We start from the raw sequence: 26,112 nt of genomic DNA, 5'->3' as shown, positions 1-26,112 counted from the left end.
TTGAGGCAACCAATGACTAATACTATTGAAACCATTTCACTCGCTGAAGCTCGCGCCGTCATCGACATTTGCGAGCGGAAAGCAATTGACATCAAACAGCCGATGAACATAGCTGTTGTCGATGCCGGTGGAAATTTAGTCGCACATATCAGAATGGATAATGCCTGGCTTGGCAGCATTGATATTTCTATCAGTAAGGCTTTCACTGCGCGCTGTTTCGACATTTCCACAGAAGATCTGGGAAAAGAGTCTCAGCCCGGAAAACAGTTTTACGGTATTCACAACTCTAATCATGGACGCATTATGTTGTTTGCTGGTGGCGTGCCGTTGTTGAAAAACGGCAAAGTTGTGGGTGGGCTCGGAGTCAGCGGCGGAACCGGCGAGCAAGACACGGCTGTTGCCCACGCCGGCAAAAAGTTTTTCGAGACTTAAGCTACAAGTCTTTCGAGACTTAAGCTATAAGTCTTTCGAGACGTGAGCTATAAGTCTTTCGAGACGTGAGCTATAAGTCTTTCGAGACTTAAGCTATAGGTCTTTCGAGCTGTAAGCTATAGGTTTTTCGAGACGTAAGCTACGAGTCCTTCAATACGTAAGCTTCAGTGACCGGCAGAAACCGAAGCCATTGTTTTTGGCGCATTGTCTTGAACGCGCGTTACCAGTGCTGCTGCGAGCAGCATTGACACACCGCCCATGATGACCACATAAAGTGGATTGTCGTGAAAGACATTCTTGACTAGCGGTTGAAAGCAGAGTGAGGCGATAATCTCCGGAATCACTATAAAGAAGTTGAAAACGCCCATATAAACGCCAGTTCGGTCCGCTGGAATGGCTCCGGCGAGTATTGCATAGGGCATGGAAAGAATAGATGCCCAGGCTATGCCTACGCCGATCATAGAAAATTGGAGTGTGGCTGGGTCATGAATGAAATAGACTGAGATCAGGCTCAGCCCGCCCAGCACAAGCGACACACCGTGCAAGAGTTTTCGGCTTGTTAGCTCAGCCAGTTTCGGAAAGACAAAGGCGACGATGAAGCAGACAATCGAATAGATGGCAAAGCACCATCCCGCCCATTCGATGCCTTTATCGAATAACTCTGATTTGGCATCAGGCGCGTTGAAAACGTGATAAGCGGTGGTCAGTCCAAAGAACATCCACATGCAAAACAAACCAAGCCATGTAAAAATCTGCACCAGAGCCAGTTGTTTCATAGTGGTTGGCATTTCTTTTACGGCTTGAGGAATTTCTTGCACGACTTCTTTGACGAGTCCGCCAAACCCTGGATTTTGAGCCCGTTTTCGATTGAACTCTTCCATATCTTCGGGCGGATATTCGGATGACGAAAAAATAGTCCAGAGTACGCACAAGAGAAACATAGCCGCTCCGATGCGGAATGATAGCACCACGGTTAGTGGCACTCCGTTTGAGGCCAGTCCTTTCATGCCCAGATTGCTGAATATCAGCGGCAGAGCGTTTGCCAGTGTAGCGCCGATGCCAATGAAGAAACTCTGCATGATAAAGCCGGTCGTGCTCTGATCGCTGTTCAACTTGTCTGAAACAAATGCCCGGAAAGGCTCCATGCTGATGTTTATGCTGGCGTCGAGAATCCAGAGCAGCGACGCCGCTGCCCATAGAGCGGGCGAATCAGGCATCAGGAAGAGAGCAATGCTTGCCAGTATCGCTCCGACGAGAAAGTATGGTTTACGCCTGCCCAGCTTGTTCCAGGTCCTATCGCTCATGGCTCCAATCAGGGGCTGAACAAGCAATCCAGTAATCGGACCTGCCAACCAGAGTATGGGAATGCTGTCGGGCGATGCACCAAGCTTGGTGTAAATGGCGCTCATATTGGCTAACTGAAGACCCCACCCGAACTGAATTCCCAAGAATCCGAAATTCATATTCCAGATCTGCCAGAAGCTCAGGCGCGGTTTAATCATCAGTTGCTAATTCATTTCCAGCGAGACAGGATTTTTTGGAGCAGGGAATGCGTGGTCGATTTTCTTGATGTCGTCTTCGGTTAGAACGATGTCTGCTGCTCCGGCATTTTCGCTGACGTGGTTCTCTTTGGCGGCTTTGGGGATTGTAAAAACGTTGTGGTCGCGCACTGTGAAGGCGAGCAACACTTGTCTGACCGTGGTGCCATGCTTAGCGGCTATTTCGTGCAGAACATCACCACCCTCGGTGCCTTTAGGCGGAACGGTTTTTTCACCAAATGGTGTGTACGCTACTATGGCAATCTTTTTGGCGGCGCATAGGGGCATGAGCTGCCGCTCCGGCCCGCGCGTAAAGATATTGTAGAGAATTTGGTTGCAAGCAATGGGATGGGTGGCGATTCCAAGCGCTTCTTCCATGTCATAGACGTCGAAGTTACTGACGCCCATGGAGCGGATTTTTCCGTCGTCAATCAGCTTTTCCAACCCCTTGATGGTCTCTTTTAATGGAATCGAGCCGCGCCAGTGCAGCAAATAGCAGTCAAGATAGTCTGTTCCAAGTCGCTTCAATGATTGCTCGCACGCTTCAATTGTGCCGTGAAAGCTGGCGTTTGACGGCATTACCTTACTGACGATAAAAAGCTTTTCTCTTGGGATGTTTCTGATGGCTTGACCGACCACGTCTTCGGACTTATACATCTCAGCTGTGTCGATATGGGTCATTCCCAACTCAAACCCATGGCGGAGCGCTTTGACAGCTCCGTCGAACTCATTCTTATCAGTGGGAAACTTCCATGTACCTTGCCCGATGATTGGTACCATTTCGCCAGTTTGTCCGAATGTTCTAGTTTGCATAATACTCGCTCTGGTTCGTTCGCTCATTGCTTACCATATGTAACCCATTTCATTCCCAAATTCCAGACCCTGGCTTACAGTCTAAGATTTCGTTGGCGGCTGCTCGGCTTTAGGTTTCGGAACTTTGTGGGCGCTCTCCCGCTCTTTTAGCGAGACAAGAGGAGAGGATTTAATTCTAGTGCGCTTAAGCTTCTAGAAAAGGCTTCGCCACAAACAGGTTAGCGTGTGACGTTTGCCGGTCCTCAGATGACGCATCGTATTTGGACTTGACCCACTGGGTCTTGATTGCAAGTGTGACTGCATTCTGCGAGCGAGGCGAGTGTCGCTCGCTCATGCACCATATACAATACTATTGCTGCTCTGGCATATGCTATTGCTGCTCTATATTCACAACGTAGTCAGTATCGGTAAGCCGCACAACATCACCATTTGTGAGCTTTCGTCCGCGACGTGTTTCGACCTCATTGTTGACGCGCACTAATCCGCTTTGCACGAGATGTTTAGCTTCGCCTCCTGAACCAACTGCATTGACAAGTTTTAGAAATTGATCCAGCCTGATCGGTTGTTTGTCGTCCACGTGCGTTACCAATATTTAGTCTAGAGCCGAGCTTTCAGGGTCCCAGAGCGCCAATGCGTTAGAATGTGGCGCATGATAGACCCAATCGCACATATATACCAAGAACTTGGCGATACAGCACCATATTACAAGCTCGTCGATGAGTTTTATTCTCGGATCGAGCAAGATAAGCTGCTACGTCCCATGTACCCGGCTGATCTGACCGATGCTAAGAGGAAGCTGACGCTGTTTCTGATTCAGAGAACCGGCGGCGCCACGACCTATAGCAATGAGCGTGGTCATCCGCGCATGCGAGCCAGGCATTTGCCTTTTCGTATTGGTGTGCCGGAGCGTGACGCCTGGATGCACAACATGACGGAAGCACTTAATTGCGTGCCTGAATTTTCGGATCACAAAGAGGCTTTGATGACCTTTTTTGCTGACTTCGCAACGTTTATGATTAATCAGTAGATGGCGTTTAGCGTAAGTACGAACGGTAGTGTGCTCATCCGTTGCGACTGTGCAGGTGCTCGATTGCTGCCGACTGTTGTGATACTAAATGCAGTGCTGCATCTCAGGTCAGTCTTTCGTCCATACGATAGACTCGCAATGTTGTGCTGGTACAGCGCACGCACTCTTCACCCTCGATCGGTTGTCCGCAGCTTTCGCAGACGTCTAGTTTTCGCCTTTCACTGGTTGGTTTAATTGGTTGAGGCCGGGTTGGTGCGACAGGTTGCGCTACCTGTTGAGATTGTTGTTGGGCTGCTTGTACTGTGGGATAGCCTGAAGAAGCCGATTGAACGGCTTGTGCGTGTGTGCCGACTCCGACCGGTTGAGCTTGTGCCTGTACTCCTGCCGCTACCTGTGCCGAGGCGGCAGCCGCCGCATTGCGAGCGGCATTGGTCTGCTCCAGCAAAGTGGCGTTGCTGAGAGCCGTCTGGGTATTCGGATGGTCTGGTCCGTATTGTTGGACATACACTTCATAAACGCGTCGGCAGATCTGTTCCGCATCGGCAAACTTGCCTTGCAGGTAGTACAGCTCGGCAATAGTATTCAAAGTTCTGGCTAACTCCAGCTGGCTCGAGCCTAACACTTTGGTCTTCAAGCGCCAGGAGCGGCTGAGAAATCTTTCCGCCAGGGCGTATTTTTGTTGCTTGAGAAGAACATGGCTGAGCCAGTCTATGGAAAAGCAGTACCGAGGGTCTTTTTCCCCGAATTCTTCAGCGATAAGGACGGCCATAGCCCACATCGCCTCGGCATATGGGTAGTTCAAAGAACCGGTAGCCCGTTCTCCCAGGGTTTTGTAGGTTTGCCAGGACTCTTCCATAGGTTCCAAAATATAGCCACTTTAATCAGTATACGACCAGTCAGCTCAAAGACTCGGAATCTTCGAACCGCCAGTTATATCGAATTTTCCTTTGAGCTGACAGTAAAAAACACAAAATCGGACACTTGGGCTCGGTCGATGGGCAGTCGGGCACGATCTATATATTCCCCGGAAGTTGATTTTTAGTGCATCGCCTCCTACAAATTTGAGTGCTTTTATTCAAGCCTGTCCTTGTCATTTGGCTGCTCGTTTAATGTTCCCACTCTATTCCGACGCTGTTCTGTTGGAGAGTCGGGCGTTAGACGGCGGTTTAAACAGTTTTTGGGTTTCGGCTAAAACATTTCCCCCGGTTGTCGAGGAATACCCTTCAGTTGTCTTTCTGTCATATCTTAATGACAGCTCAAATTTTTCTTTCGATTTTAGTACTGAATGTAGTGCGTGTCGCAAATAAGTGTCTGGACAAACGGACAGGCACCATTGAATTTCAATGGTGCCGCCGGTACCCGAAACCTTTGCGAAGTCTACTGTTTATCGCTGAGCTTTTGCGTGTAAAGCTTCCGCTCTGCTGCTGATATTTCGTCTAAGCGATAGTCAACCGTGCCAATTTTGGGGAATGCATCGACAATGAAGCCCGTTAATTCTTTCGTCAACAGGTTGGGGCTGCCTTTCTCAATGCTTGCCATTTGCGATTGCGTCACAGGATTATCATGGAAATTGGCATCAAGAAAGCCCATTGAAAGTTTTGGTATCAAACCTTTGGCGTTCAATTTTTCGTCAATGTTTTTCCATGTCGCAGCTTCTTCTTCTGGGGTTTCACGTTTTGTTCTATCGAAGATGACTGAAGACAAGTACGTGTAAGCTTCTGTGGGAGAGGTTGCCGCATACTTTTCGACGTTTTTTACGACGTTCTCTGCAAATTTCTCGGAACTTGCCTGTAATTGTCGATCTTTGAAGGACGCAACTTCACTGGCATCAATTTTATTGTCGTCTTTTCCCAGTCTCGAGGCTACATCGAACTGTTTGGACATTTCGCTTGCAAAGCCTGAGTAGAACGGATCGAGCGCATTTTTTGCAATTGAGTCCAACTGACTCTTTGTGAACGAAACATCAGTGCCTTTTGGAAATTCATGACTCAGATCAGCTAACCATGCGGCGGCAAGCTTTGGCAGTACGCCATTGTCCTCTAGTTTTTGCGAGAGGGCGTTCCATGTTTGACGTTTTTCTTCTAGAGGCATCGTAGAAAACTCAGCGTGCAACTCCGTTTTCATCATTGCGTATGCACTGTCGAGTTGACCTTTCGAAACTTGCTCTGTTACCTTCTGCGCGAGGTCGTCAACTTGAGCGGCTGGTTGTTTATCGAACTGTCTCATCTTGCTTGCTCCTTGGATGCCATTAGAATCGGCGACGTCCACGACCTTTTGTCATTGAGAGGTCTATGGCAAGGAGTATGGAGGTGCTAAATAACAACCAGTTAACAGAATCGTTGTCAGTTTTGGGCGTAGCAGACTAATTTCCAGGTCGGGTCTAACATCTTGAGCTTCTCATTGCTGGAGTCGCTAAAGGGGGCGGGTCAGTAATACACGAATCCCCATCCTCCGGGTCAGGTTCCGGTGATGGGGATTGTCATTAGGTCTGCACGGCGTGCAGCAATTCGTAATTGAAGTGAACCGCGGCGTGGCTGGGGGGTCTACTAGTTTCGGTCTTGCTAGTTTCAGACGTTTGCAACTGCCAGGTCGTCTTTTCTGGTTCTGAGGCAGGCACTACAGTAGACCGGTCTATAACCTTTCGGCTGGAAAGGCACTCTAGTTTGGCTTCCGCAGTCTGCACAGGCGACTTCGGCCGTTGTACCTACGTCTTTTCCGCTGCGTTGAACTCTAACCAAGATTCGACAGTTAGGACAACGTTTTGGCTCGTTCGTAAGACCTTTGGCCTTGAAGAAGTCTTGCTCGCCACTCGTGAACACAAAGGCGGAGTTGCAATGGCAGCAATTCAGAATTTTATCGATATTGGACATAACGTAATACCTGAGGAGACAAGAGCGTCATTATTGTTGATCAACAGTGCCTTTGGTGATTGCTATATCTTTATAGTGATCGGCTATACATTTTGAGATTCTGCACCGTTTGGTCGTTTTGTAAGATTTCGCTCGAAAGGATTGAGGGCGTCCGAAAACCCTTGGGCATCAATGCTTTGGCGCCTATGTGAAGTGAATGTGAAGTGGCTTGTGCTCTAAAAACGCACCGTATCAAGTGCGATGTGTCGACTCGTTGAGTTCGGTTTCGTCACTGGGCTTCAGGGGTGTAAGTAATGGGCCGAACTGCAGCGGTTTGCAAGGAACACAGCAATGTGTGCTCACCCTTACCTAGCTCGCTGAAGTCATTACATTAGACATGACTTTCAAATTTGACTGGCAATTAACAAGAGGCGTCTAGTTGGTTTGTTGCAAGGCTGCCAGTTCTTGCTGCGCCAGATCTGCTTCCGCATTGAGTCCGGCGGAACGCAGCACCTTGTCATAATGCATGTAGATCATTTTTCGCGTGATTGGTTCTGCAGTTTTCGACCAGTCAAGAATTTCTCGAAAATATGCTCTACACCTATCCATGTCCTTAAAATGAGTGCCGTAGGTCGTAGCAAGATTCATCAGACTCATTTTGAATTCGTGCGAGTCTCTTCCGTAGGTGTTGAACATTCGGTCCGCATCCGCACGATGAACTTGCTCCAGGTCGGCCAATCTATTTTGCTTCACTAGAATTCTTTCCAGGTCGGTCAAGGGGGTGACTGGATCTAGCGCCAATTGTTGCGGATAGTCGTGCCGCATTTGGGTCGCTACCCGCAACAGTTGTTCAGCCTCTGCATACTCTTCTAAAAGTCTCAGCAGAGCTGCATAGTTGCATCTTGTGTAGTAAGCCTGGAGCAAGTCATGCCGTGAGTCTGCGTCTGCCATCGCCTGCTTGTAAAACTCTTTTGCCTCGTTGTATTTGCCACCACGCGCCGCGGATTCGGCACTGTGCGTTAGGGCTGACCATGATTCGCTCATTGATTTTCTCCGCCGCCTGGGTCAAGGTAAATTGTTTCATTCCCGGAATTTGGAATTTTGCATCCAGTCCGGCACCTGCTTGAGCACTACGAACAGTAGTGGACCAATCAGTGATTTGACTTGCTTTGTTGCCAAACGCAACCACGCGGTTCAAATTCCAGCTTGCGCGAAACTTCTAACGCTTTGTCTGCACCAAGAAAACGTTGTACCAACCAGACGCCGAGGTCGAGGCTGCTGGTGATACCGCCTGCGGTGATAATGTCGCCGTCGTCAACAACTCTCGCTTGTATGACGTTCACTTGCTCTTGCCACAGCTCGTCCAGCAAAGACAGATTAGTGGTAGCAGCCCGGTCTGTGAGCAATCCTGCTTTGGCAAGCAACATCGCCCCAGCGCAGACGGAAGCGAGAATGCATCCCTCCTGACTGAACTGCTGGAGTGCCGCCAGTATGGTTCCTTTTTCCGACTCTGCCCAGGCTCCAGCCGGTGATTGATTTATCCACCCACCGCCTGGCACGATTAATACATCCGGCGCATTGGTTACATCCAGCAATGTGTCAGGAATGACGCGGGTGCCGTAAAAGCCGGTGACATATTCTTTCGGGTGAAGGCTGACCAGCTTGACCTGCAAATCAGCCATTCTCAGCGGTTCGAAAACGCCGAAGACATCCATTTCTTCAAAGCCGTCGAAAAGGAGAATCTGAAATTGCATGTCTGTGTCGATTGTCGCCGCCAGATTGTTCCGTTTACCAGATTATTCCATTATAGGTTAAGGTCCAGGTTCGCTAAGTCGCCGTTTCCTGGTCGTTGTGCAAGGCCGTAGCTGGTCTATGGCGACCTGGGGTGAACCCCAGGTGCCTCCTGCTTGCCCTCCCAGTTCACAGCTTGCCGTCTTGTGAGAGAATCGAATTGGCATTGGTGGGTGATTGGAGGCGACGTTTGCAGCGCCCCTTGCAATGTGAGCAAACTTCGATGGTCGCACTTCCGCCGCGACTGCAATCGCTTTTGACGATGAAAAAATTATGGGCGGAGTATTCGGCTCTTTTGGTGCGAACCAGGATAAGCTCTTCGTTGGCTGAGAGTCAGGCACCGCCGACCTCTGCGACGAGTAAATCTGCTATAGCGGCGCGTGCCCGTCATATTGGTTCGCGTTGGAATGCAGAAGCTCGTATGATTCAATTTGAATTTGAGTTTGCAGCTGTTGAAGCAGAGCGACATCGGGTTGCAAAAGAATTGCACGATGAGAGTTTGCCATTGCTGGCACGTTTGATTCGCTCTGTTCAAGCCCAAACTGGCGGTACGCCAAACCTGGGCTTACCCGGCAGCGCTGCATCCAACGTCGCTGAATCCAATGCTGCTGCATCCAGCGCCGCTGCATCGAGTTGCGCTGCTCTGGTGGACGAGGTTCATCAATCCATCTCAGCCTTTCGTGATTTGCTGGGCGAGTTGCATCCAGTAGATCTGGAAGAGTTAGGGTTGCTTCCAGCCATCGACAATATCTGCAAGCGTTACATGAGGCGGTGCGGACGTCTTATTTTGTTCTTTGAACAAGCTGAAGAATGTCAATTATCCAGACTGCAGCAACTCTGTGTGTATCGCGCCATTCAAGCGCTTTTGAAGATGTTTGTCGAATCCGAAAATGACATGCTTATGATCCAATATCAGCGTATCAACGACCAAAGTGTTATCACGATTCGCTGTGCCGATAAGCTCGTTTCCTCCGCACAGTGGATTACTGCGGAGAGAGCAGATTTTGACGCATTTGAAGCCTGGTGCTCTCTTGCCGGGGCTAGCGTGCAACTTGATTCACTGGGGGCTCGCGACCAGTTTCCAAACGACCTGGTGATTTCGATATCTGAGGAAGCATCGCCTGTGATGGCTAGTGAAGAGTTCGATGTTGATGAATTGTCTCAAGCGAGACTATCCGAATTAGATATTATTCTCGCGCACGCTAAAGACGAGTGGGCTCGTTTGATTAACCGAGACAGAGCGCTTTTTGAAAGCCTGGCGGTCGGCGCCGAACGCAAGAATATTTCAGATGAGATTGATCGATTCATTCTTCCTCGCCTGGAAAATATTGTGCTTCTCGCTGGCAACTTAGGCGATCAATTAGTGGTTCAAGATGTGACTGGGAGAATGGAGTTAATTGCTGCTGGCGTCAGTGCGGTGATGTCTGATCTGCATCCGCGATTGTTGACCGAGGCAGGCTTGATTCCATCTATCCAGGCTCTTGTCGACAGATTTCGCCGCGCCAGTTTGATAGAAGCAATTGTCTATTCGAATCTTCAGCGTGATCGCATTGAAATTTCAGACGAGGCAAAATTCGCCATATATCGTGTTACCCAGGAAGCCCTCAACAACATCGAGAAACATTCCGGCGCGACTCATACAACTGTTCTCGTAGAAGAAAGAGCCGGCAGCTTGATTGTTTCGATAGAGGATAATGGACGCGGCATTCGAGACACGCGTAATACCTTGTCGCGTGGGCTGAAGAATATTCGCGAGCGTGCTTCAGCAATCGGCGCTGAAGTCAATTGGACAAGTGCTATGTCGTTTCCAACTGGCACCAAAGTTTCTATCTGTATTCAACTTCTTTCCGGTTGACTGGTTAGGGTGGACCCCAGGTGAGTTTTAAGAGGCACCACATACCGTGCTTATTTCGAAGGTGAAATAATTGCAGTAGTGGAGTTCAATAGCTAGTCTCTGACCGCAGCAGCGCGGGCGGCGGCTCACTGCTGCGTTGCAGCACGAGGATTAACCATGGCAATGATAAATCTGTTCACTAGAGAAATTAACTGTAAGATCGTTTATTATGGCACCGGTCTTGGTGGCAAAACCGCAAACTTGAAGTTTATATACAGTCAGCTGGCGCCTCAGACGCGCGGAGATTTTATCAGTCTTGCTACTGAGACTGAACGAACGCTGTTCTTTGACTATTTTGGATTAGACCTGGGCACCGTTCAAGGTTTCAAAACACGCTTTTCGATGTATACAGTTCCCGGACAGGTTGAATACAACGCCAGCCGCAAGCTTATTTTAAACGGCGCCGACGGAATTATTTTCGTGGCTGACTCTGATATCGTCAGACGTCAGGAAAATATCGATGCTCTAGAAAACATGAAAGAGAATCTTGAAAGCTATGGCTTATCGTTACAGTCAGTTCCCTATGTGTTGCAATACAACAAACGGGATCTCACAAGTGCTATGAGTCTTGAGATGATGGAGAGTGATTTGAATCCAACAGGTAAAGTGGTTTCCTTTGAATCCATTGCTTCTACGGGACCTGGAGTCTTCACTACGCTCAAGCAGATTAGTAAGCAGATTTTAAACAGGTTACAATGACATGTATAAGGTTGTCTCGCTAACTTCGGAGCGTTCTCTATTGGGCATTGTAATAGCCGACGATCAGGAGCGGGAGCGTGTCTGGCTGAGAGAGTTGCTCTCGAAAAACCTTGAATCGCTTTCACCATTTTATGAGGCGGCTGATGGTCAACGCGCGCTTGAGCTTGTTCGAGAGCATAAGCCACCGCTTGTTTTTCTCGATATCGAGATGCCGGTGCTTTCTGGAATCAAATCGGCCGAACAGATATTGAAGGAAATGCCTCAGACGGGCGTAATAATCTTATCCAATCATTCTGATGAAATATTCGTGCGCAAGCTATGGAAGCTTGTTCCTCCGGATGGCGCATTTGGATATGTTTTGAAGGATTCCACAGATCAGCAAGTCATTGACGCTACTAAGGCCGTTCTGAGTGGTGACTGCTGGATTCATCCGCGCATTCAGAGAATTATTCGCCGCACCGAAAGTGGTGCTACTGGATTGACCGAAGCTGAATTTGAGGTGCTGATTTGTATCGCACTCGGGTTTACTGATAAAGCTACCGCGAAGCGTTTGTATATCACTGAGAAGGCAGTCCAAGCTCGTCTTAAATGTTTGTACACAAAGTTCGGTATTTCCAGTAAAGGAGCTTCAGACGAAGATGAATACAATCATCGCTGTCGTGCTCTAAACATAGCCTTTCGGCGCGGTCTGATAAACCGTGCTGAACTAACTGATTGGGAAGATCAAGCCTGGTAGATTTAGCCGGCACCCCATCCTTTAAGGGTGTCCAGCTCTTCTTGTTTTGATTTGACCTTTTTGAATTTGGCGGGTTTTCCATGCACCCGTTTCTGGCATTCTGCCCAGGTTGAATGAGTCTCGACAACGCCGTTCAGATAACTAATGTAGTAAGCTGTACCACCTGCCGAGGCAGTTTTGTAAGCGCCCTTCGAGGCACCATTATTGGTGCCAGTGCCCTTTGGCTCGGGTAATGGTTGTTCTTCGGGTAACTCGGTGAGGTCGACGAAATAAGCGTCGACCGGGCCAACATAGAGCGGTTCGCGTTTAGCTTTCGAAAAGGCAACGGCTATCTGATCACATCTTTCGTTGCCTGGATTGCCGTCGTGTCCTCTTACCCACTTCCACGCAATACGTGACGGCTCCAGATTGCTGACCAGTTTGGACAGTTCTTCCCAGAGGTCCCGGTTGAGTACATCCCCACCTGTAGAGGTTTTCCATCCCCTGTATTTCCAGCCTTTTATCCACTTCGTGATGCCATTTATTAGATATACAGAATCGGTGTAAACGGTAATATCGTGCATCTCTTCGAGATTCAGTAGACTCAAAGCCTTGAAGACTGCCGCCATTTCCATGCGATTGTTGGTTGTCGATGGATTGCCGCCACCGAGCTCATGCACCGTGCCGTCTGGCAGAAGCACTATCGCACCCCATCCACCTGGGCCTGGATTGCCTGAGCATGCGCCGTCAGAGAAGATGAGTATTTTGTTGTTTTTAGATTCCATAATAATGTCCAGAATTCAGTGTGACCATTTTAGTGATAATCAGACAGAATTTGTCTGGACTTCTGCGCCTCTTAAAAACTTTATACGCGGGCAATCTGCGACAATTACCTCTTGAGTCGGCTGTGGTAGTCAATGGGAGCGCCTTCAAGAATGATCGAGATGCAGGCAGCACCACCATTCTTGCGCAGCCTTCAAGCTCCTCGTGTTTTGATGTTGCTCTATCATCGAATCAGCGATACCGATGCAGATCCTCAATTGTTATCGGTGGCGCCAGCACATTTCCGTGAACATCTTGAAGTTCTGAGACAGAAATATCGTGCTCTCAATTGTTCTGCGCTGGATGGCGGTAAAGAGGCATTCACAACTAATTCAGTTGTGATCACGTTTGACGATGGATATGCCGACAATTTGACTGCAGCTTTGCCAATTCTGACCAAGTATGAGGTGCCGGCTACAGTCTTTATAAGCACCGGGATGGTCCAGCATCGCACACCTTTCTGGTGGAGTGAAGTAGAAAGCATCATATTTGGTGCGATTGCATTGCCGGATCAGGTCAGATTAAACTTGAGCGAGATGCGAGAGTGGAATTTGAATGAGTCGTCCACGGCTTCTAATAACACTTCTAATGGGCAATCTTTGAATGGTCTCTCTAATGTGCTCGGCGGTTGGAATCTATTGTGCGAGCACGACCCCGGCCCTCGACATGAAATCTATCGCGAAGTTACCCGATTTTTGCGCGATGCAACAGAGCGAGAGCGTGCGAGAGTTCTGGATGAGCTAAAATCTCTTGCCGGATTGAATCCTCCTGATGGGTCGAATCCCGTTGCTGGATCGAACCCTCTTGCGTCACCTTGCCAATCATTGACCGTTGATGAGATTGTGGAGCTGTCTAAGTCTAGTCTGATCGAACTCGGTTCTCATACGGTTAACCATCCAGTACTCTCCCGTTTGTCTATCGCTGAACAAACCTTCGAACTCAGGGAGAGCAAGCAATTTCTGGAGGACGTGGTGGGTCACTCCATTGATGGGTTTGCCTATCCTTATGGCACAAGAGCGGACTATACTTCCGAAACTGTATCGATAGCGAAGCAACTTTCATATAAATACGCATGTTCGAACATTCCCGAAGCGATCTGGCCCGGCACCGACCGCTTTCAATTGCCTCGTTTATTGGTTCGAGACTGTGATGGTGATTATTTTGAGAAATGGCTTTCAGAGTGGTTCGGTGAGTGCTGATTTGCTGACAAAATTTGATTGTCTATCAACTGCTGGATCAATTCGTCTAGATCTGAAGCTATTGCCTCCTTGTCGATATCAAACTGTTGACTGATTGATTCGATGATCTCGGAGCGGTTGCACTGCCGTGTCAGCAGGTGGAAAATGTCTGCACTTAAGTCTTCCAGCACCAGGCGTGAGTTCGTTTCAAGATTGACGCAAATGCAGGTGCTTTCTTGCACAAACCAGTAGATCATTCTTGATGATAATCCGATTTTAGTGCCGTTATGCCAGGGAAACTTTTGGCGGAATTTTTGATCTACCTGATTTGTGATTTTGGGCGACATCGCCGTTTTTCTTCTGGAATAAAATCCGAGTTTGTAGCAAGCATCGAGGAGAAATTTTGTACCGCTCAAGTTTTTGTCTGCAACCGGCGAGGACTCCAGTCCATACTTGCACGCAAGTTCTGCGGCGCCGGCACCATAGTTATAGTACTTGCGCAGATATGAAGTGCCTCCGGCTCGGTCGTAGTGGGTTACTTTTGCCTCCGGCACGTAAGCAAGTTGGTATCCCTGCAACACAATCTTCCATGACAGATCGGTGTCTTCACATCTGAACAGATTTTCGTCGAACCCTTCCACCTGGTTCAGTGCATCGCGCGAGTACATGCAATTACCGGTGGGAATCCAGGGGAGCGGTGAATTTAGTCCACTGATAGTGTTTTTCCAGAGTCTTTCGGGCGACGAAAACATGGAGTGTTTTGCTAATAGCTCCGTGCCTGGTCTCTCTGAAATGTTTTCGATGCTTCCCATTGCTGCACCAAGGTCGGTCTGCTCGGAGAAAGCCTTTGCGAGTGTTGCTCCCCAGGTTTCGATAGGCACTGAATGCGCGTCTAAAAACGCTACGAGCGCATTGTCACCGCACGCAATACCGCTATTGCGTGCCTTGCCGAGGGTGCCTGTACATTCGATGATACGCGCATTGTGCTTCTGTGCAATTTCAACGGTGTTGTCAGATGATCCGTTGTCAACGACGAATGTTTTTATTCCAGTTAGGTTCTTTTGCGCGGCAATGGCAGAGAGAACGGCACCTATGTGCCGCTCCTCGTTTTTCGCAACGATTACGACGTCGATCATTTTGCTTATTACAACTGAACCACTACAGTATCATCCCGTGTCGCCAGGCAATCAACGATTACGTCAATTCATTATCGGATTATTACAATGTTGAAGCGCCCTCGACGGGCTGCTACGCATTTGGCGACGCATGCAGCGATGCATTCAGCTAGGCTAGGAGCCATGCATTCAGCTATGTGTGCAGCAGTCGTGACAGCGCTACGATGTCGTTCCTGATCTCGTTGCGGAAGTGATCGTACTCATGCGGCTCAATGCTCGGGTAAGGTTCTAACTCTGTTTCGCTATTGATTGAGATGGTGATCAAATTTATTCTCGATAGAATTTTGTTTGTTCGTGTTCTGGCTTCTGACGCGTATTCCCGAGCTTCCCTGTTTTCACTTGTCAGAGCTTTTTCAAGCCAATGGTGCAGAGTAAACCAGTATTTGAAGTCTGTTATGCCTTCTCGCAAAGCTTCCCACTGAAGGGTCGGTATGATTCCGTCTCGGCTTGGATACGTCGTCATGTGATCTTTGAAGGGGCGATTAATGCCGCCCTCGTGAAAGTCGGGCTCCCACTCATCAAAGTCGTTGAAGGGAGAGTTCGGATAAACCGGCATGTGCTGATAGCAATATGGTGAAATTCCGGCTGCGCCGCTTTTCCACAGATATGTACCTGCCAGCACTCGATTCAAGTTTGGTTTTTCCATGTAACACTGCCAGTAGTAAAAGAATTGGCTCGACGTGGAATTTTGCAATTGTTCGGTGAACTGGAAGAATTCTCGATTTCGATTTAGATACAGGCTTATGATGTCGGCACAGTGTCCGATGTCTGTTTCGTTCTGTAGCCTTTTTGTAAAGGTGTGACTGACAAGAGAAACCAGTGTTTTTGCTTTTTCAACAGTTCGAGCTCGTTTCCAATTTTGCTGATGATGCCCTATTAAGGCTTCAGGGCTGTCACTTCCTGGAAATTCGATCCGTGTGTCCAATTCGTCGCTCAAGTAGATGATCGGCTGCGCTTTCTTGAAGCACAACTTCGTTAGTTCTGGAAACGGTGGAGGCAGTACTATTTTTTCGAATCCTATTTCCTCCGCAATATTGATTGCTCTTTGTGCCGTCGATGTATCTGTCTCCGTCAGCGAGATGCAATTGAAGCCGTGGTCGCGTATATCCTGCAGCTGCAATCGAAAGAGACTTTCGCTAACGAAGTGCTGAGGACAGCGAGGATTCAGACGCCCTTTGTACCAGAGAAAGAAAGTGTGAGGCGGCGTTATCAGGCTAATTGGCGCTATGTCAATCGACACCGGAATGGTCTGCAGTGTTTCTTTGCCGGATTGGCAAGTAATGTGTGCGCTGTAGTGTCCTTCTTTGATGTGTGGGGGGATTTTGATTCGCGCATAGAATTTTTTTGACTCGCCAGCGAGAACTTTCGTTCTGGCGTCTTTGTGAGAGGCAATCTCCGGACCTTTATAGAACTTGCTCGGTTTTAGAATTTCTCGCCAGTTTTGAATTTTACTGCGATATGAGTCCTTCAATTCAAGTCGATCATCCTTGACGAGCAGCTCGTCTACAAGCATCGCCTCTGCTTGATAGATTCCGATTCCGGCGGACTGCCACGTTTTTACTACGAAGGTTTCGGCACACCAATCTGTTTGCGTGATGCCTGGATCTGTAAAATCTACAGGGCTGTTGGGTGACCTTGACACATCAACTGTGACGCGAAAATCATCGATGATCGCGTCGCTGTTAATATCAAACTTCAAGGCGATAGTTTCACCCGCGGTGCCAGCAAGGTGCAATGCGTCGCTGCGATTTTCGATCGGACGATCTTGGTAAATCAGTTGAAGCATAGAAAAGATTCCATTTTGCAGCCGTGCTCTTTGCGCGACCGGTATCAATGGTATCCGATCTCAGGTTCGCCTTATGGTGTCGCGCCGCCAGGCGCTGTGTCCATTGGCATCGTCGATGTTTGTTGTGTCGCTGCCTGTCCCGATGCATTTGCTTGAGCGATTGATTGTCCTTCTGCAGGGGCGGCCTGTGCGGCGGCGGTGGCTTGTGCGCGAGCGTGCGCAATGGCGGAGTTGTTCTGCGCGATTGCTTGAGCTGTTGCTTGCGACGTTGTGAAATTGCCGCGTCCTGTTTGTCGAACCTGTTGCAGCAGCGCCGGCGTCTTATCTTGAAAGCCGGCTAACAGATGACCCGACTGACCCGAGAAAAAGTCTTCATATGACTCGCCCGGCGCCATGTAGCCCAGTACGTTTCCGTTGGCATCTTTGACCTGTAACCAGCCCTTGCTGATTTTGTAAGGCAAATCGGCGGGAGTCATGCGTCCATTTTGCGGGTTACCGTTCTGGTCCTGAGTTGTGCCGATGCCGCCCAGATTTGGATTTCCGCCGTTTGCTCCGGACTGACTCCACTCGGCGCCAAGGAACTCGTCCCGACCCCAAGCTGAGGGCATGTAGCTTCCATGTCCTGTGGTCAGTCCTTTGTCTCTTATGTCGTAGATACCGCTGTTTATGCGGTTCTCGTATTCGAAATACATGAATGGTGGAGGTCCTTCGTGGCTTTCGTCGCCATAAATATTTTCGGCATTGCCTGCGGCCTGACGAACGAAACTGTCCATCTGCGTTGGTGGCAGACCGTTGCGCTTTTGGGCGAAACAAGGCTCAGACGCGAGCGCCGAAGTGGACACGAACACGGCCACGAAAAGAATCTTTTTTATCATTAGTAAATCCAATTAGGTGTGGGCGCACAGACGTTCCGCATCAGCTATTGCTGCTGCTGTAACGGAATTCAAGCCTCATGGACAACTGCAAGGTCGTCGAGAGAACTGATTCTTGACCAACCGCAAGGTTCGTCAGAGCGTCATATTAGTTTGGGCACCTTCACACTAATGGAAGATAGGTCGCCTGTATAGTAGGCAAACTACAAATTCCCATTAAATCTGTCAGGCTGGCTGCAGCACATTCAGGGCTGGAACAGCGGTTCCATCGAGCGCAGTCTGTAGCTGATCGAGCGAAAACTGAACCCCTGAGTAGAAATCGCCGAAGTGTCCGTATTTGGCGCTGGCTTCGTCGAAGCGCATTTCGTAGATCAGCTTTTTGAAAACGAGTGGGTCATCGGCATACAAATCGACGCCCCATTCGAAGTTGTCGAATCCGATCGAACCTGATATTACCTGGGTTACCTGACCATGATATGTGCGTCCGATCTTGCCGTGATCTAGCATCAATTTTGCTCGGTCTGCGAATGGCAACATGTACCAGTTGACGTCTTCGCCGCGCTTTTTGTCCATCGGATAGAAGCAGACGAAACGGCGCTGAGGGATGCGAGCCCACAAGCGTCCGGAGTTATGGGGTACGTGTTGCTGAGCCTGAACCATTTCGTCGAATTCAGCAATCCATTCGGCCGAGTTTGGTTTCAGCCCCTTTTCTGCCAGCGCTGCGTGAATCTTGCCGGTCGCGTCATAGAGTCCGAGTTCCAGGATGGAGACGTATGAAGTGGCTGGCGTCAGGAATTCGGCAATTTTGAGCTTGTCTACCACCATCTGTGCATAGGCGAGACCCTCGAAGTTCTTGCTGTAATGCGTCAGCATGAAATCAGCCTTGTGCCCAACCATTTGGGCGAGACTGAGGTCTGTATCTTGTCCGTTTTTCAAGGGCTCAAGCGCTGTAGTTGCCTGCCGGACGATTTCATTACGTTCGTCCTGTGGCAGCTCATCCCAAGCCAGGCGGTCGAATGCGAACATGCGATGGAGAATCCACCAGCCTTCAAGAGATTCGGGGACGTCGGGATGGCGCATATCAGTGCTCCTTGAAACTGTAACTGCACCTATAGGTTATAGCACTGCGTACCTGAGGTGGTCAGATGCTAAGCAAGTCTTTGCAATCTGGTACGCCTGTCGGGCTTGCAGCCGGGTGGAATGCTCTTGTTGCTGGTGGGAAATTGGTACTGTATACGGTGTCGGTTTTTGTTTGGACTGCAGGCTAATGCTTTTGCAGCCGGGACGGCTGCGCTCCATGACGCCGCTCGATAACGAGTTTGCAGCCGGGACGGCTGCGCTCCATGACGCCGCTCGATAACGAGTTTGCAGCCGGGACGACTGCGCTCCATGACGCCGCTCGATAACGAGTTTGCAGCCGGGACGGCTGCACTCCATGAAAATTCGTCAACCACTGCTCAACAAACTTAAAAGCCCATCTTTGACATGAGTGATTCTGCACCGTTGACCATGACGGAGTCGAGATTGTTCGACGCGCGCACTGTTCCTGCTGTATTGACACCTGTTATGTAGGTCGCGTCGCTGCCTTGAACTCCGATTGTTCCATTCGTGGCGCCCTGTAGAGCTGGCGCGGCGATGCCTTTTGCTACCAGTGTGTTGATGTCGCCCTTCCATGCTTCTTTGTCCGTTGATTTGACGACATATGATTTGCCACCGGATGTGATGAGCGTTGCGGCGTGCCCATGTGTGTCAACAATTTGCTGATTGTAAGCTAGTGGTTCAAAATTGCCGTTCGTAAGCTGAGCGACTTTCTTGTAGAGCGGAATTCCGTGATCGCCATAACCTTCTAATCCGTCGCAGGCAATTGTGTTGATGTGAATGCCTTTCGCTGCTGCGAATTTTGCCTGTTCCTGCAGGTCATCCTCTGAGTCGTTGTGGGTCGGTGCATCTCCTATGAGGAAGAGCAATTTTGCTGTTCTTTTGTCTTCGCGCCAATCAAGATCATTTATGGCCACCCGCAGTCCCCGATCTACCGCTTCCGGCCCATCGCCTCCTCCATCCGCCATAAGATTGGATATTGAGTTTTCTACTTCGTCAATGTCGTTTGAAAAATCAAGAAATCTGGTTACGTATTCGTCACCAAAGTCACGATAAGCAACCAGTCCGACGCGTACTACCGGTCGACTTTTGCTGTGCGCAATTCTAGCCACCATAGATTTTACTTTGGCTTTTACCGTATCTATCTCGCCTTGCATCGACGAGGTAGTGTCGATGCAGAAAGCTAGATCCAGGCTCGGTCGTTCTCCATTCTTCGATTTTATTGACGGTGCAATTAACTTGCTATAAGTCGAGTCTTCCGCAGTCGGTTTCAGTGGTGAGGAGCCGGATGCAATGACTGCGGCATCCGATGTCCTGGAGTCAGATGCACGTTCTGTAGTATCTGAACTAGAGGGTGTATCTGCGCTTTCTGTAGTGTCCGAACTGGAAAAAGCATCTGCACCAACTGAAGGTATCGAAGTAGATGGGTCGACCCTGGGAATCGAAGCAGATGGGTCATATGAGCCGATTACAGGAACCGATGCAGAGGCTGCGGTATCGACCTTTTTTTCGAAGTGGTCAAAGGCATGGAACATGTTTACTTCAGAGTTGATAGATGACGAGATCAAGTATGTTGAACAGGTACCCAACCCCAGTATTAGTAAAAGTAATTTGGGAGAGTGCATGATTTATCCTCAATAGAGTTGCGGCGGTATATGTGCACTCATGGCGGCTGCCACGCATGCAGGAAAACAACGGAAGGCGGTCCTCCGAAGCAGTCAATTTTTAGTAAGTGAATCAACGACCAGAGAAAGTTCTGGCTTCATTAATCTAGCCAAAATTGAAAGGTCAAGACACGGGATTTACCCTGAAGATGAAACCGCGACTATACGGCGGCTGAACCGCTACGAGACCGCTGCCTAAATTTGCAACGGCTGTTGCATGTCCGATAACTCGCACTGAATTCGGTGCGTTTTTAATACCGAAAATGACGCCTTTGGATATATAATTCGCAATGGCTGCATTGAGCAGAGCTGCCGATATCTTTGATACTCGTCCGATAATCTAACTCCGCGCTGTATGCAGTGGATATGCCATGGTGTCAAATTGTGTATGCGTGTAGGTCTGTTGCGATATCAAATGTGGTGACAATTAAAAGTTAAATGAAACACTGGTAACGGGACGTAGAGCGCTTTTCGTGCTATTGTTATGTAACGTCTCAAGTAATTTGGGGAGATATCGACGTGTCTGAAAATAGTTTTGAGCAAGTGCCTTTCGGCGGCGTTGAGTTCGCTGAAAATCCAGAGCCTCGCTGTCCGTGCTTGTTATTGCTCGACACGTCGGGTTCGATGACAGGCGACAAACTGACTCAACTCAATCAGGCGTTGCAATTGTTTCGCGCCGAGTTGAATGAAGACAGTCTGGCGGCTAAGCGAGTAGAAATCGCCATAGTCTCTTATGGTCCGCAAGTGCGTGTACACAATGAGTTCACTTCCGTCGCTGATTTCCATCCGCTCGCTCTCAAGGCTGACGGGTTGACTCCGATGGGCGCCGCCATCGAACGTGGTATCGAATTGCTGCGTGAAAGAAAAGAACTCTATAAGTCCAATGGTATTGCTTACTACAGACCATGGGTTTTTCTCATCACAGATGGTGCTCCTTCAGATAGTTGGGGCAGAGCTGCAGAAATGATTCGTTCAGGCGAAGACAAGAAGGAATTCATGTTCTACGCCGCCGGTGTTGAGCCTGCAAACATGGACATTCTTGCCAAGTTGTCAGTGCGAACCCCGTTGAAGTTGAAAGGTCTGGCTTTCAAAGATCTATTTGCCTGGCTTTCCACTTCACTTAGTTCAGTGTCTCGATCGAACCCGGGTGAGCCTGTTCCTCTGGCAAACCCTGTTGCACCTAACGGCTGGGCGGTAGTTGTTTAGTTGATGAATGAATAGCTGGACATGGGCAGCTGCATCTTGTCGTGGAACGTCACACGTTGCACGAAATATTCGACGGCAGGATGCATTCAGCTGCTCGTACGGCGCTAATGGTGGAAAGGCTCTAGTCGCGGTCGTTTCAGATGGTGCCGGCAGCGCGCAAATGGGCGGCGAAGGCGCCTCTTTGATATGTCGTACTCTGGTCACTCAAGCCCGACAATTTGATTTTTCCAAGTCAGAACTTCCAACGGATGATGACCTCTGGAATTGGATCTATGCTGCCCGCGAGCGCATCGCGCAGGCAGCCGAACTTCGTTGTTTGAAACCGCGTGATTTTGCGGCGACGGTAATATTGATGATCTCGACTGGGGACAATACGCTTGTAGCCCATGTCGGTGATGGCAGTGCTGTTGCGCATTGCGGTGAAACGAATGAATGGACTGCTTTGAGTTGGCCGAGTCAGGGACAATATGCCTCCTCGACTTTTTTCCTTACCGACGATCCTGAACCGAAGCTTGTTATATCAAGGCTGAATACTCCGGTTACTGCGCTGGCGGTTTTTTCCGATGGTGTTGAAAGATTGGCTCTCGATATGGCGGCGCAGAAACCCTTCAAACCATTTTTTGATGGAATGATTCGGCCCGTAATTTCTACGGCGGCAGAAGGATTTGATCAAAAACTCTCGCAGCAGCTCAGTAACTATTTGAACAGTGATGCGGTCAACGCTCGTACCGATGATGACAAGACGTTGATATTGGCGGTGCATCGGCAATGACATCACTAATCGTCGACGGAGTAAATGTGCGACTCGGCAAGCGTCTTGGGCGCGGTGGCGAGGGGGAAGTTTTTGCCCTGGAAAATGACGACCGTGCTTTGAAGGTCTACACATCCACAGATATTCAACAGCGCGAAGCCAAAATTCTTTCGATAGTAAACCGAAAGATTGCCCAACAGTCGAGTTGGGTTGCATTTCCGCTTGCAATAGCTCGTCACAGTGACGGCAGGTTTGCCGGTTTTGTGATGAAGCGCGTCAACGGACATAAGCCTCTTTTCGAACTTTATTCGCCCGGGGCGAGAAAGAAGCATTTTCCGAAAGCTGATTTTAGATTTTTGGTTCGTACGGCTGCTAATGTCAGCCGCGCCGTTGCGTCAGTGCATCGTACCGGTTGTGTGATTGGCGATATCAATCACTCCGGAATTTTGATTTCTGATGAAGCCAAGGTTGCTTTGATCGATGCCGATAGTTTTCAAATCATCGATGGCGCAAATAAGTTTCTCTGCCGCGTTGGAGTGCCTGAATATACTCCGCCCGAGCTGCAGGGCAAGAAGCTGAGCGGCATTGTTCGCACGGCTAACCATGATGCTTTCGGTCTGGCGGTTGTAATCTTCCAGCTGCTTTTCATGGGCAGGCATCCATTCGTCGGTGCGTTCGCTAAAGGCGATATGCCGATGGAACGTGCTATCTTCGAGCACCGTTTTGTTTATTCGCAAATACGCGATGTTGGCATGACTCGACCACCGGGAGCCGCTTCGTTAGCGGATTTTCCTCGCGATGTGGCGGATGCTTTTGAACGTGCATTCAGCCCCTCCGTCGAGCGCCGCCCGAACGCGGAAGAGTGGATTAACATACTCGTCAAGCTTGAAACTGAGGTAACTCAGTGTAGCTCAGACAATTTGCACTGGTATCCACAAGCTGCTTCCGAGTGCCCATGGTGCCGGATGGAAAGCAAGCTCGGCATCTTGCTGTTTCTGCCAACTTTTACAAATCGTGGTTTGCCTGCCATAGATCCCGGTGCGGCGTCATTCAGTTTGGGACTGGCATGGTCTGCCATCGAAAGGGTTGTCTTACCTCATCCTTCGCAGCTTCATCCGACATTGCCACTTGTGAAATATGTTCCAAGTGCCGAAGCCAAAAAAGCGAAGTTTCAAATTTATAGATCGAGAGCGATTGGCATCGCATTGTTGATAGTAGCAGCGGCGATCGGCTTTGCACTGCCGAAAATGTGGTTTGTCTGGGGCTCAGTAATTTGTTTTGCTCTCAAACAATTGTTCTTCTGCAGAATAAGCTCAGAGAAGTATTTCGTCGAAAAATATTTCCATTCGAAAGAACAATTTGAGAAGTCGATTGCAGCCTGGCGCACCAGAGCAGGTATCACTCAAGCTGTAGCAGTTAAGGCGTCGCTTGCAGATGCGAAGAAACAACTGGAAAATCTCGAACGCGAAAAACATCTGAAGATTTCTCTGTATCAGAACAAGCGTCATGGCATGCAGCTTTTGAAGTATTTGGAAAGTCACGAAATTCGAAAAGCGAAGATTCGGCATGTCGGTTTGGCTCGTCAAACGGCACTGGCATCATACGGTATTGAAACTGCGCTCGATATTACGGAAGAGAAGGTGCTGGAAGTGCCGGGTTTTGGTGCCAACAATTCAGTGCCGTTGCTTGAATGGCGAAAGAGCCTGGAGAATGCTTTTGTCTATGATCCCAAGCCGAACGATATGGACCAACAGGAGCTTCAAAAAATTCAGATCGAAATCGATCAAAAGGGAAGTGACTATCGTAGAACACTGACGTCTGGTCCTTCAGATTTGACTCAAGCTGTATACGCCATCAATGCTCGTGAAAAGAAAGAAGACCCGGTAGTGGCACATGCTTATGCTGCTTACTTCCGTGACAAAGAAGACCTCGCTTATTTGAAAATTCAGATTCCGAAGACGCGACCGAAAGATACTGATTATTTGAATTTCAATTCCGCCAGGAATGCGGCGTTGATTTCTGGCGCTGTCTCTGGCACTGTATCTGGTGCGCAGCCACAACGTGTTGTTAATAGTGTTCCTACCGGCGCTGGTGCATCGAATAACACTGCCGTCCAAACCGCGCCTACTTCGGCTGCTGTTCCGCAATTCGCTCGGGTGAGCCAGGCTCCGCCGCCTCCATCCAATTCATCAGGAATTGCCCCGACGCCTGTAGATAGTTGCGGGCGTTCTTCCAGGACTGTCAATCCAAGGTTCAAGCCAAGCAAGGGCGATATGCCTTTTGCTCCAGTCTCGTGTCCAAAATGTGGGCAGAGCATGATTAAGCGTGTTGCCAGAGGTGGCAAGCACGACGGCAAAATGTTCTATGGCTGTTCAGCTTATCCTGCATGCAACGGTGTTAGAAACGTCTAGCAATGCTGGCGGGCGGAAAATTATTTTGGTTGTGTGATCGTCGCAGGATTGCCGCCTACAACCAGGACAATTCTTGCACCTGGTGCGATTCTGCTGGCGAGCCTGATTGCCTCAGCTTTTGCCTGCGTTGAAGTTTCCCCCGGTGCTGCGCCGTAGCTGCGCGGACCATCAGCGAGAGCGCAAAACGAGGTGCCTCTTGACCAGCACAGCACCTCTGCCCCTGGCCCGCAACGCCTTTTCGCTTCCACGTTGGCACGTCCTACAGTTTCTTGACCCCACGCGAACCCCCAGCGAAAAGTCTTGTTGGAGTACGCGATTGAGGTATAGCTTGGTGCTTGCCGATCGGCTTTCCATCTTTCCAGGTAAGCGGCGAGATCGTCTTCCATTTGTTTTTCTCGATCCAGACGATCTTGTCTTTCCTGGGATGTTTCTTCTCTAGTCACGTGCGGTTGAGGTTTACCCCTGCCGACACCGTTGACACTCTTTGCCACTGCGTGTGGTGCCAATGTCGAAGCGCAAATAAGGAATGAGGCGATCCATTGTTTTTGCATTAGTTTACTGTTCCAAGAAGTTACGTCGCATGTTGACCGCGCGGCCATCCTTCCTATATGGCATAAGTGCGTTCACTACGTCATTAGTTGTATCTTCTTTGGCGTTTGGCACTCCGATGACCGGCCACCCAAAGTCGGGAGTTTTCGTAATTTGATTCTTTGGATTCTGACCAAGTCCGTCCCAGGCATGCATGCCACCGTGACGAACGATTTCGGTGACCCTGGTTCCTGGACACACATATACGGATGTTTTGTTGCGGGCATTGTCTGTAACGATTGGCATTCCACAACCATCGGCTTGTGCCCAGACCGTCTTTTGGGAGAGCGGTAGCGATTCAGATACTTTGCCTATCGTGACGGTGGCGAATCCTTTCATGAGTCGCCAGCCTTCACCGATCCCATGCCCGCCGCTGATTGGCAGCATGTTATCGTCATCGCCAAGAACAGCAATAAATGCGGTGCGGTCGCCCCACTTTGGTATCGGGTCCGATTCCAGTCGCGTGCCGTGCACAGAGCCCACGCCGGCAAATGTGCGAGGCATGCTTTGCGCAACGTATTGTGCTGCTCCGCCTCCTTCGGAAAAGCCGACTATATATTTTGCCGATGGATCAACTTTTAGTTGGCGCGACAACTCACTATTTACCTGCCGCACATAGTTCAAATCGTCATAGCTTGACGACTTTTCAGTAAGAGCACCGTGCGACAAGTTCCATCCATTAGATTGAACCTGTCCGTATGTTCCTGGAAATGCCTTGGGGAGTGCTTCCATATAGACAACTGCAAATCCGCGCTGGTCTGCAGCTCTGTTCATGCCTGTCTCATGCTTCATCTGCTCGATGC

Annotated in this window: 25 protein-coding genes; 9 read left to right on the top strand and 16 right to left on the bottom strand. The window is 49.4% G+C overall.

What is annotated here, in order from left to right:
* Window positions 1–12: 12 nt before the first annotated feature.
* Entirely contained in the window at window positions 13–432 is a 420-nt protein-coding gene (locus EKK48_08510) for a heme-binding protein (protein ID RTL43776.1), read from the top strand.
* A gap of 164 nt (window positions 433–596) precedes the next feature.
* On the opposite strand, the gene EKK48_08505 is transcribed toward EKK48_08510, so the two are convergent.
* The 3 genes from EKK48_08505 to EKK48_08495 form a co-directional block, all read right to left on the bottom strand.
* Window positions 597–1,895 carry an MFS transporter gene (locus EKK48_08505; protein RTL43851.1) on the bottom strand — a complete coding sequence of 433 codons (1,299 nt, stop codon included), beginning with the start codon at window positions 1,893–1,895 and terminating at the stop codon, window positions 597–599.
* 45 nt (window positions 1,896–1,940) lie between these two features.
* Entirely contained in the window at window positions 1,941–2,783 is an 843-nt protein-coding gene (locus tag EKK48_08500) for an aldo/keto reductase (protein ID RTL43775.1), read from the bottom strand.
* Window positions 2,784–3,153: 370 nt separating this feature from the next.
* Window positions 3,154–3,360, bottom strand: a complete 207-nt coding sequence (locus tag EKK48_08495) for an RNA-binding S4 domain-containing protein (GenBank protein ID RTL43774.1) — start codon at window positions 3,358–3,360, stop codon at window positions 3,154–3,156.
* Between the two features lie 63 nt (window positions 3,361–3,423).
* On the opposite strand from EKK48_08495, the gene EKK48_08490 reads away from it, so the two are divergent.
* A complete protein-coding gene (locus EKK48_08490) occupies window positions 3,424–3,810 on the top strand; it encodes a globin (GenBank protein ID RTL43773.1) in 387 nt (128 codons plus the stop codon).
* A 103-nt stretch (window positions 3,811–3,913) separates the two neighbouring features.
* Here EKK48_08490 and EKK48_08485 read toward each other — a convergent pair whose 3' ends face one another.
* The 5 genes from EKK48_08485 to EKK48_08465 all read right to left on the bottom strand — a co-directional run bounded on the left by EKK48_08485 (window position 3,914) and on the right by EKK48_08465 (window position 8,413).
* On the bottom strand, window positions 3,914–4,666 hold the full coding sequence (locus EKK48_08485) for a tetratricopeptide repeat protein (protein RTL43772.1): 753 nt from the start codon (window positions 4,664–4,666) through the stop codon (window positions 3,914–3,916).
* A gap of 521 nt (window positions 4,667–5,187) precedes the next feature.
* Window positions 5,188–6,036 (bottom strand): hypothetical protein, encoded by an 849-nt coding sequence (locus EKK48_08480; protein RTL43771.1) that lies wholly within the window; start codon window positions 6,034–6,036, stop codon window positions 5,188–5,190.
* Between the two features lie 341 nt (window positions 6,037–6,377).
* Window positions 6,378–6,680, bottom strand: coding sequence for a zinc-binding protein (locus EKK48_08475; protein ID RTL43770.1), 303 nt, complete (start codon window positions 6,678–6,680; stop codon window positions 6,378–6,380).
* Window positions 6,681–7,094: 414 nt separating this feature from the next.
* Window positions 7,095–7,703 carry a hypothetical protein gene (locus tag EKK48_08470; GenBank protein ID RTL43769.1) on the bottom strand — a complete coding sequence of 203 codons (609 nt, stop codon included), beginning with the start codon at window positions 7,701–7,703 and terminating at the stop codon, window positions 7,095–7,097.
* 107 nt (window positions 7,704–7,810) lie between these two features.
* Window positions 7,811–8,413, bottom strand: a complete 603-nt coding sequence (locus EKK48_08465) for a DJ-1/PfpI family protein (GenBank protein ID RTL43768.1) — start codon at window positions 8,411–8,413, stop codon at window positions 7,811–7,813.
* A 260-nt stretch (window positions 8,414–8,673) separates the two neighbouring features.
* On the opposite strand from EKK48_08465, the gene EKK48_08460 reads away from it, so the two are divergent.
* The 3 genes from EKK48_08460 (at window position 8,674) to EKK48_08450 (ending at window position 11,779) form a co-directional block, all read left to right on the top strand.
* Window positions 8,674–10,305 (top strand): hypothetical protein, encoded by a 1,632-nt coding sequence (locus EKK48_08460; protein RTL43767.1) that lies wholly within the window; start codon window positions 8,674–8,676, stop codon window positions 10,303–10,305.
* Window positions 10,306–10,461: 156 nt separating this feature from the next.
* A complete protein-coding gene (locus EKK48_08455) occupies window positions 10,462–11,043 on the top strand; it encodes a gliding-motility protein MglA (protein RTL43766.1) in 582 nt (193 codons plus the stop codon).
* Between the two features lies 1 nt (window position 11,044).
* Window positions 11,045–11,779, top strand: a complete 735-nt coding sequence (locus EKK48_08450) for a response regulator transcription factor (GenBank protein RTL43765.1) — start codon at window positions 11,045–11,047, stop codon at window positions 11,777–11,779.
* 2 nt (window positions 11,780–11,781) lie between these two features.
* Here EKK48_08450 and EKK48_08445 read toward each other — a convergent pair whose 3' ends face one another.
* Window positions 11,782–12,543, bottom strand: a complete 762-nt coding sequence (locus EKK48_08445) for a ribonuclease HI (GenBank protein ID RTL43764.1) — start codon at window positions 12,541–12,543, stop codon at window positions 11,782–11,784.
* A gap of 132 nt (window positions 12,544–12,675) precedes the next feature.
* Here EKK48_08445 and EKK48_08440 point away from each other — a divergent pair, with 132 nt between their 5' ends.
* Window positions 12,676–13,779: a hypothetical protein gene (locus EKK48_08440; GenBank protein RTL43763.1), complete on the top strand. Its 1,104-nt coding sequence runs from the start codon at window positions 12,676–12,678 to the stop codon at window positions 13,777–13,779.
* On the opposite strand, the gene EKK48_08435 is transcribed toward EKK48_08440, so the two are convergent.
* The 5 genes from EKK48_08435 to EKK48_08415 form a co-directional block, all read right to left on the bottom strand.
* Window positions 13,737–14,894 carry a glycosyltransferase gene (locus EKK48_08435; GenBank protein ID RTL43762.1) on the bottom strand — a complete coding sequence of 386 codons (1,158 nt, stop codon included), beginning with the start codon at window positions 14,892–14,894 and terminating at the stop codon, window positions 13,737–13,739. The genes EKK48_08440 and EKK48_08435 overlap by 43 nt on opposite strands.
* Window positions 14,895–15,066: 172 nt before the next feature.
* Window positions 15,067–16,719, bottom strand: coding sequence for a hypothetical protein (locus tag EKK48_08430; protein ID RTL43761.1), 1,653 nt, complete (start codon window positions 16,717–16,719; stop codon window positions 15,067–15,069).
* Between the two features lie 71 nt (window positions 16,720–16,790).
* Entirely contained in the window at window positions 16,791–17,594 is an 804-nt protein-coding gene (locus EKK48_08425; protein RTL43760.1) for a hypothetical protein, read from the bottom strand.
* Window positions 17,595–17,816: 222 nt separating this feature from the next.
* On the bottom strand, window positions 17,817–18,671 hold the full coding sequence (locus EKK48_08420; GenBank protein ID RTL43759.1) for a heme-dependent peroxidase: 855 nt from the start codon (window positions 18,669–18,671) through the stop codon (window positions 17,817–17,819).
* A gap of 386 nt (window positions 18,672–19,057) precedes the next feature.
* Window positions 19,058–20,314, bottom strand: a complete 1,257-nt coding sequence (locus EKK48_08415) for a VWA domain-containing protein (protein RTL43758.1) — start codon at window positions 20,312–20,314, stop codon at window positions 19,058–19,060.
* A gap of 558 nt (window positions 20,315–20,872) precedes the next feature.
* Between EKK48_08415 and EKK48_08410 the strand changes: the two genes are divergently transcribed.
* Genes EKK48_08410 through EKK48_08400 form a run of 3 tightly spaced genes read left to right on the top strand, consistent with a single transcriptional unit; the run spans window position 20,873 to window position 24,721 of the window.
* Window positions 20,873–21,559, top strand: a complete 687-nt coding sequence (locus EKK48_08410; GenBank protein RTL43757.1) for a VWA domain-containing protein — start codon at window positions 20,873–20,875, stop codon at window positions 21,557–21,559.
* 7 nt (window positions 21,560–21,566) lie between these two features.
* Window positions 21,567–22,331, top strand: coding sequence for a protein phosphatase 2C domain-containing protein (locus tag EKK48_08405; protein RTL43756.1), 765 nt, complete (start codon window positions 21,567–21,569; stop codon window positions 22,329–22,331).
* Window positions 22,328–24,721, top strand: a complete 2,394-nt coding sequence (locus EKK48_08400) for a hypothetical protein (protein ID RTL43850.1) — start codon at window positions 22,328–22,330, stop codon at window positions 24,719–24,721. The genes EKK48_08405 and EKK48_08400 overlap by 4 nt, the downstream gene beginning before the upstream one ends.
* Window positions 24,722–24,741: 20 nt before the next feature.
* Here EKK48_08400 and EKK48_08395 read toward each other — a convergent pair whose 3' ends face one another.
* Both EKK48_08395 and EKK48_08390 read right to left on the bottom strand, forming a co-directional pair.
* Window positions 24,742–25,320, bottom strand: a complete 579-nt coding sequence (locus tag EKK48_08395) for a DUF4189 domain-containing protein (protein RTL43755.1) — start codon at window positions 25,318–25,320, stop codon at window positions 24,742–24,744.
* A partial coding sequence (locus EKK48_08390) for a hypothetical protein (protein ID RTL43849.1) occupies window positions 25,277–26,112 on the bottom strand: 836 nt, incomplete at its 5' end. The genes EKK48_08390 and EKK48_08395, both read right to left, overlap by 44 nt.

Source organism: Candidatus Melainabacteria bacterium, from assembly GCA_003963305.1.
In the GTDB taxonomy this organism is placed as follows: domain Bacteria; phylum Cyanobacteriota; class Vampirovibrionia; order Obscuribacterales; family Obscuribacteraceae; genus PALSA-1081.
This window is presented reverse-complemented; position numbering and strand designations above follow the sequence as displayed.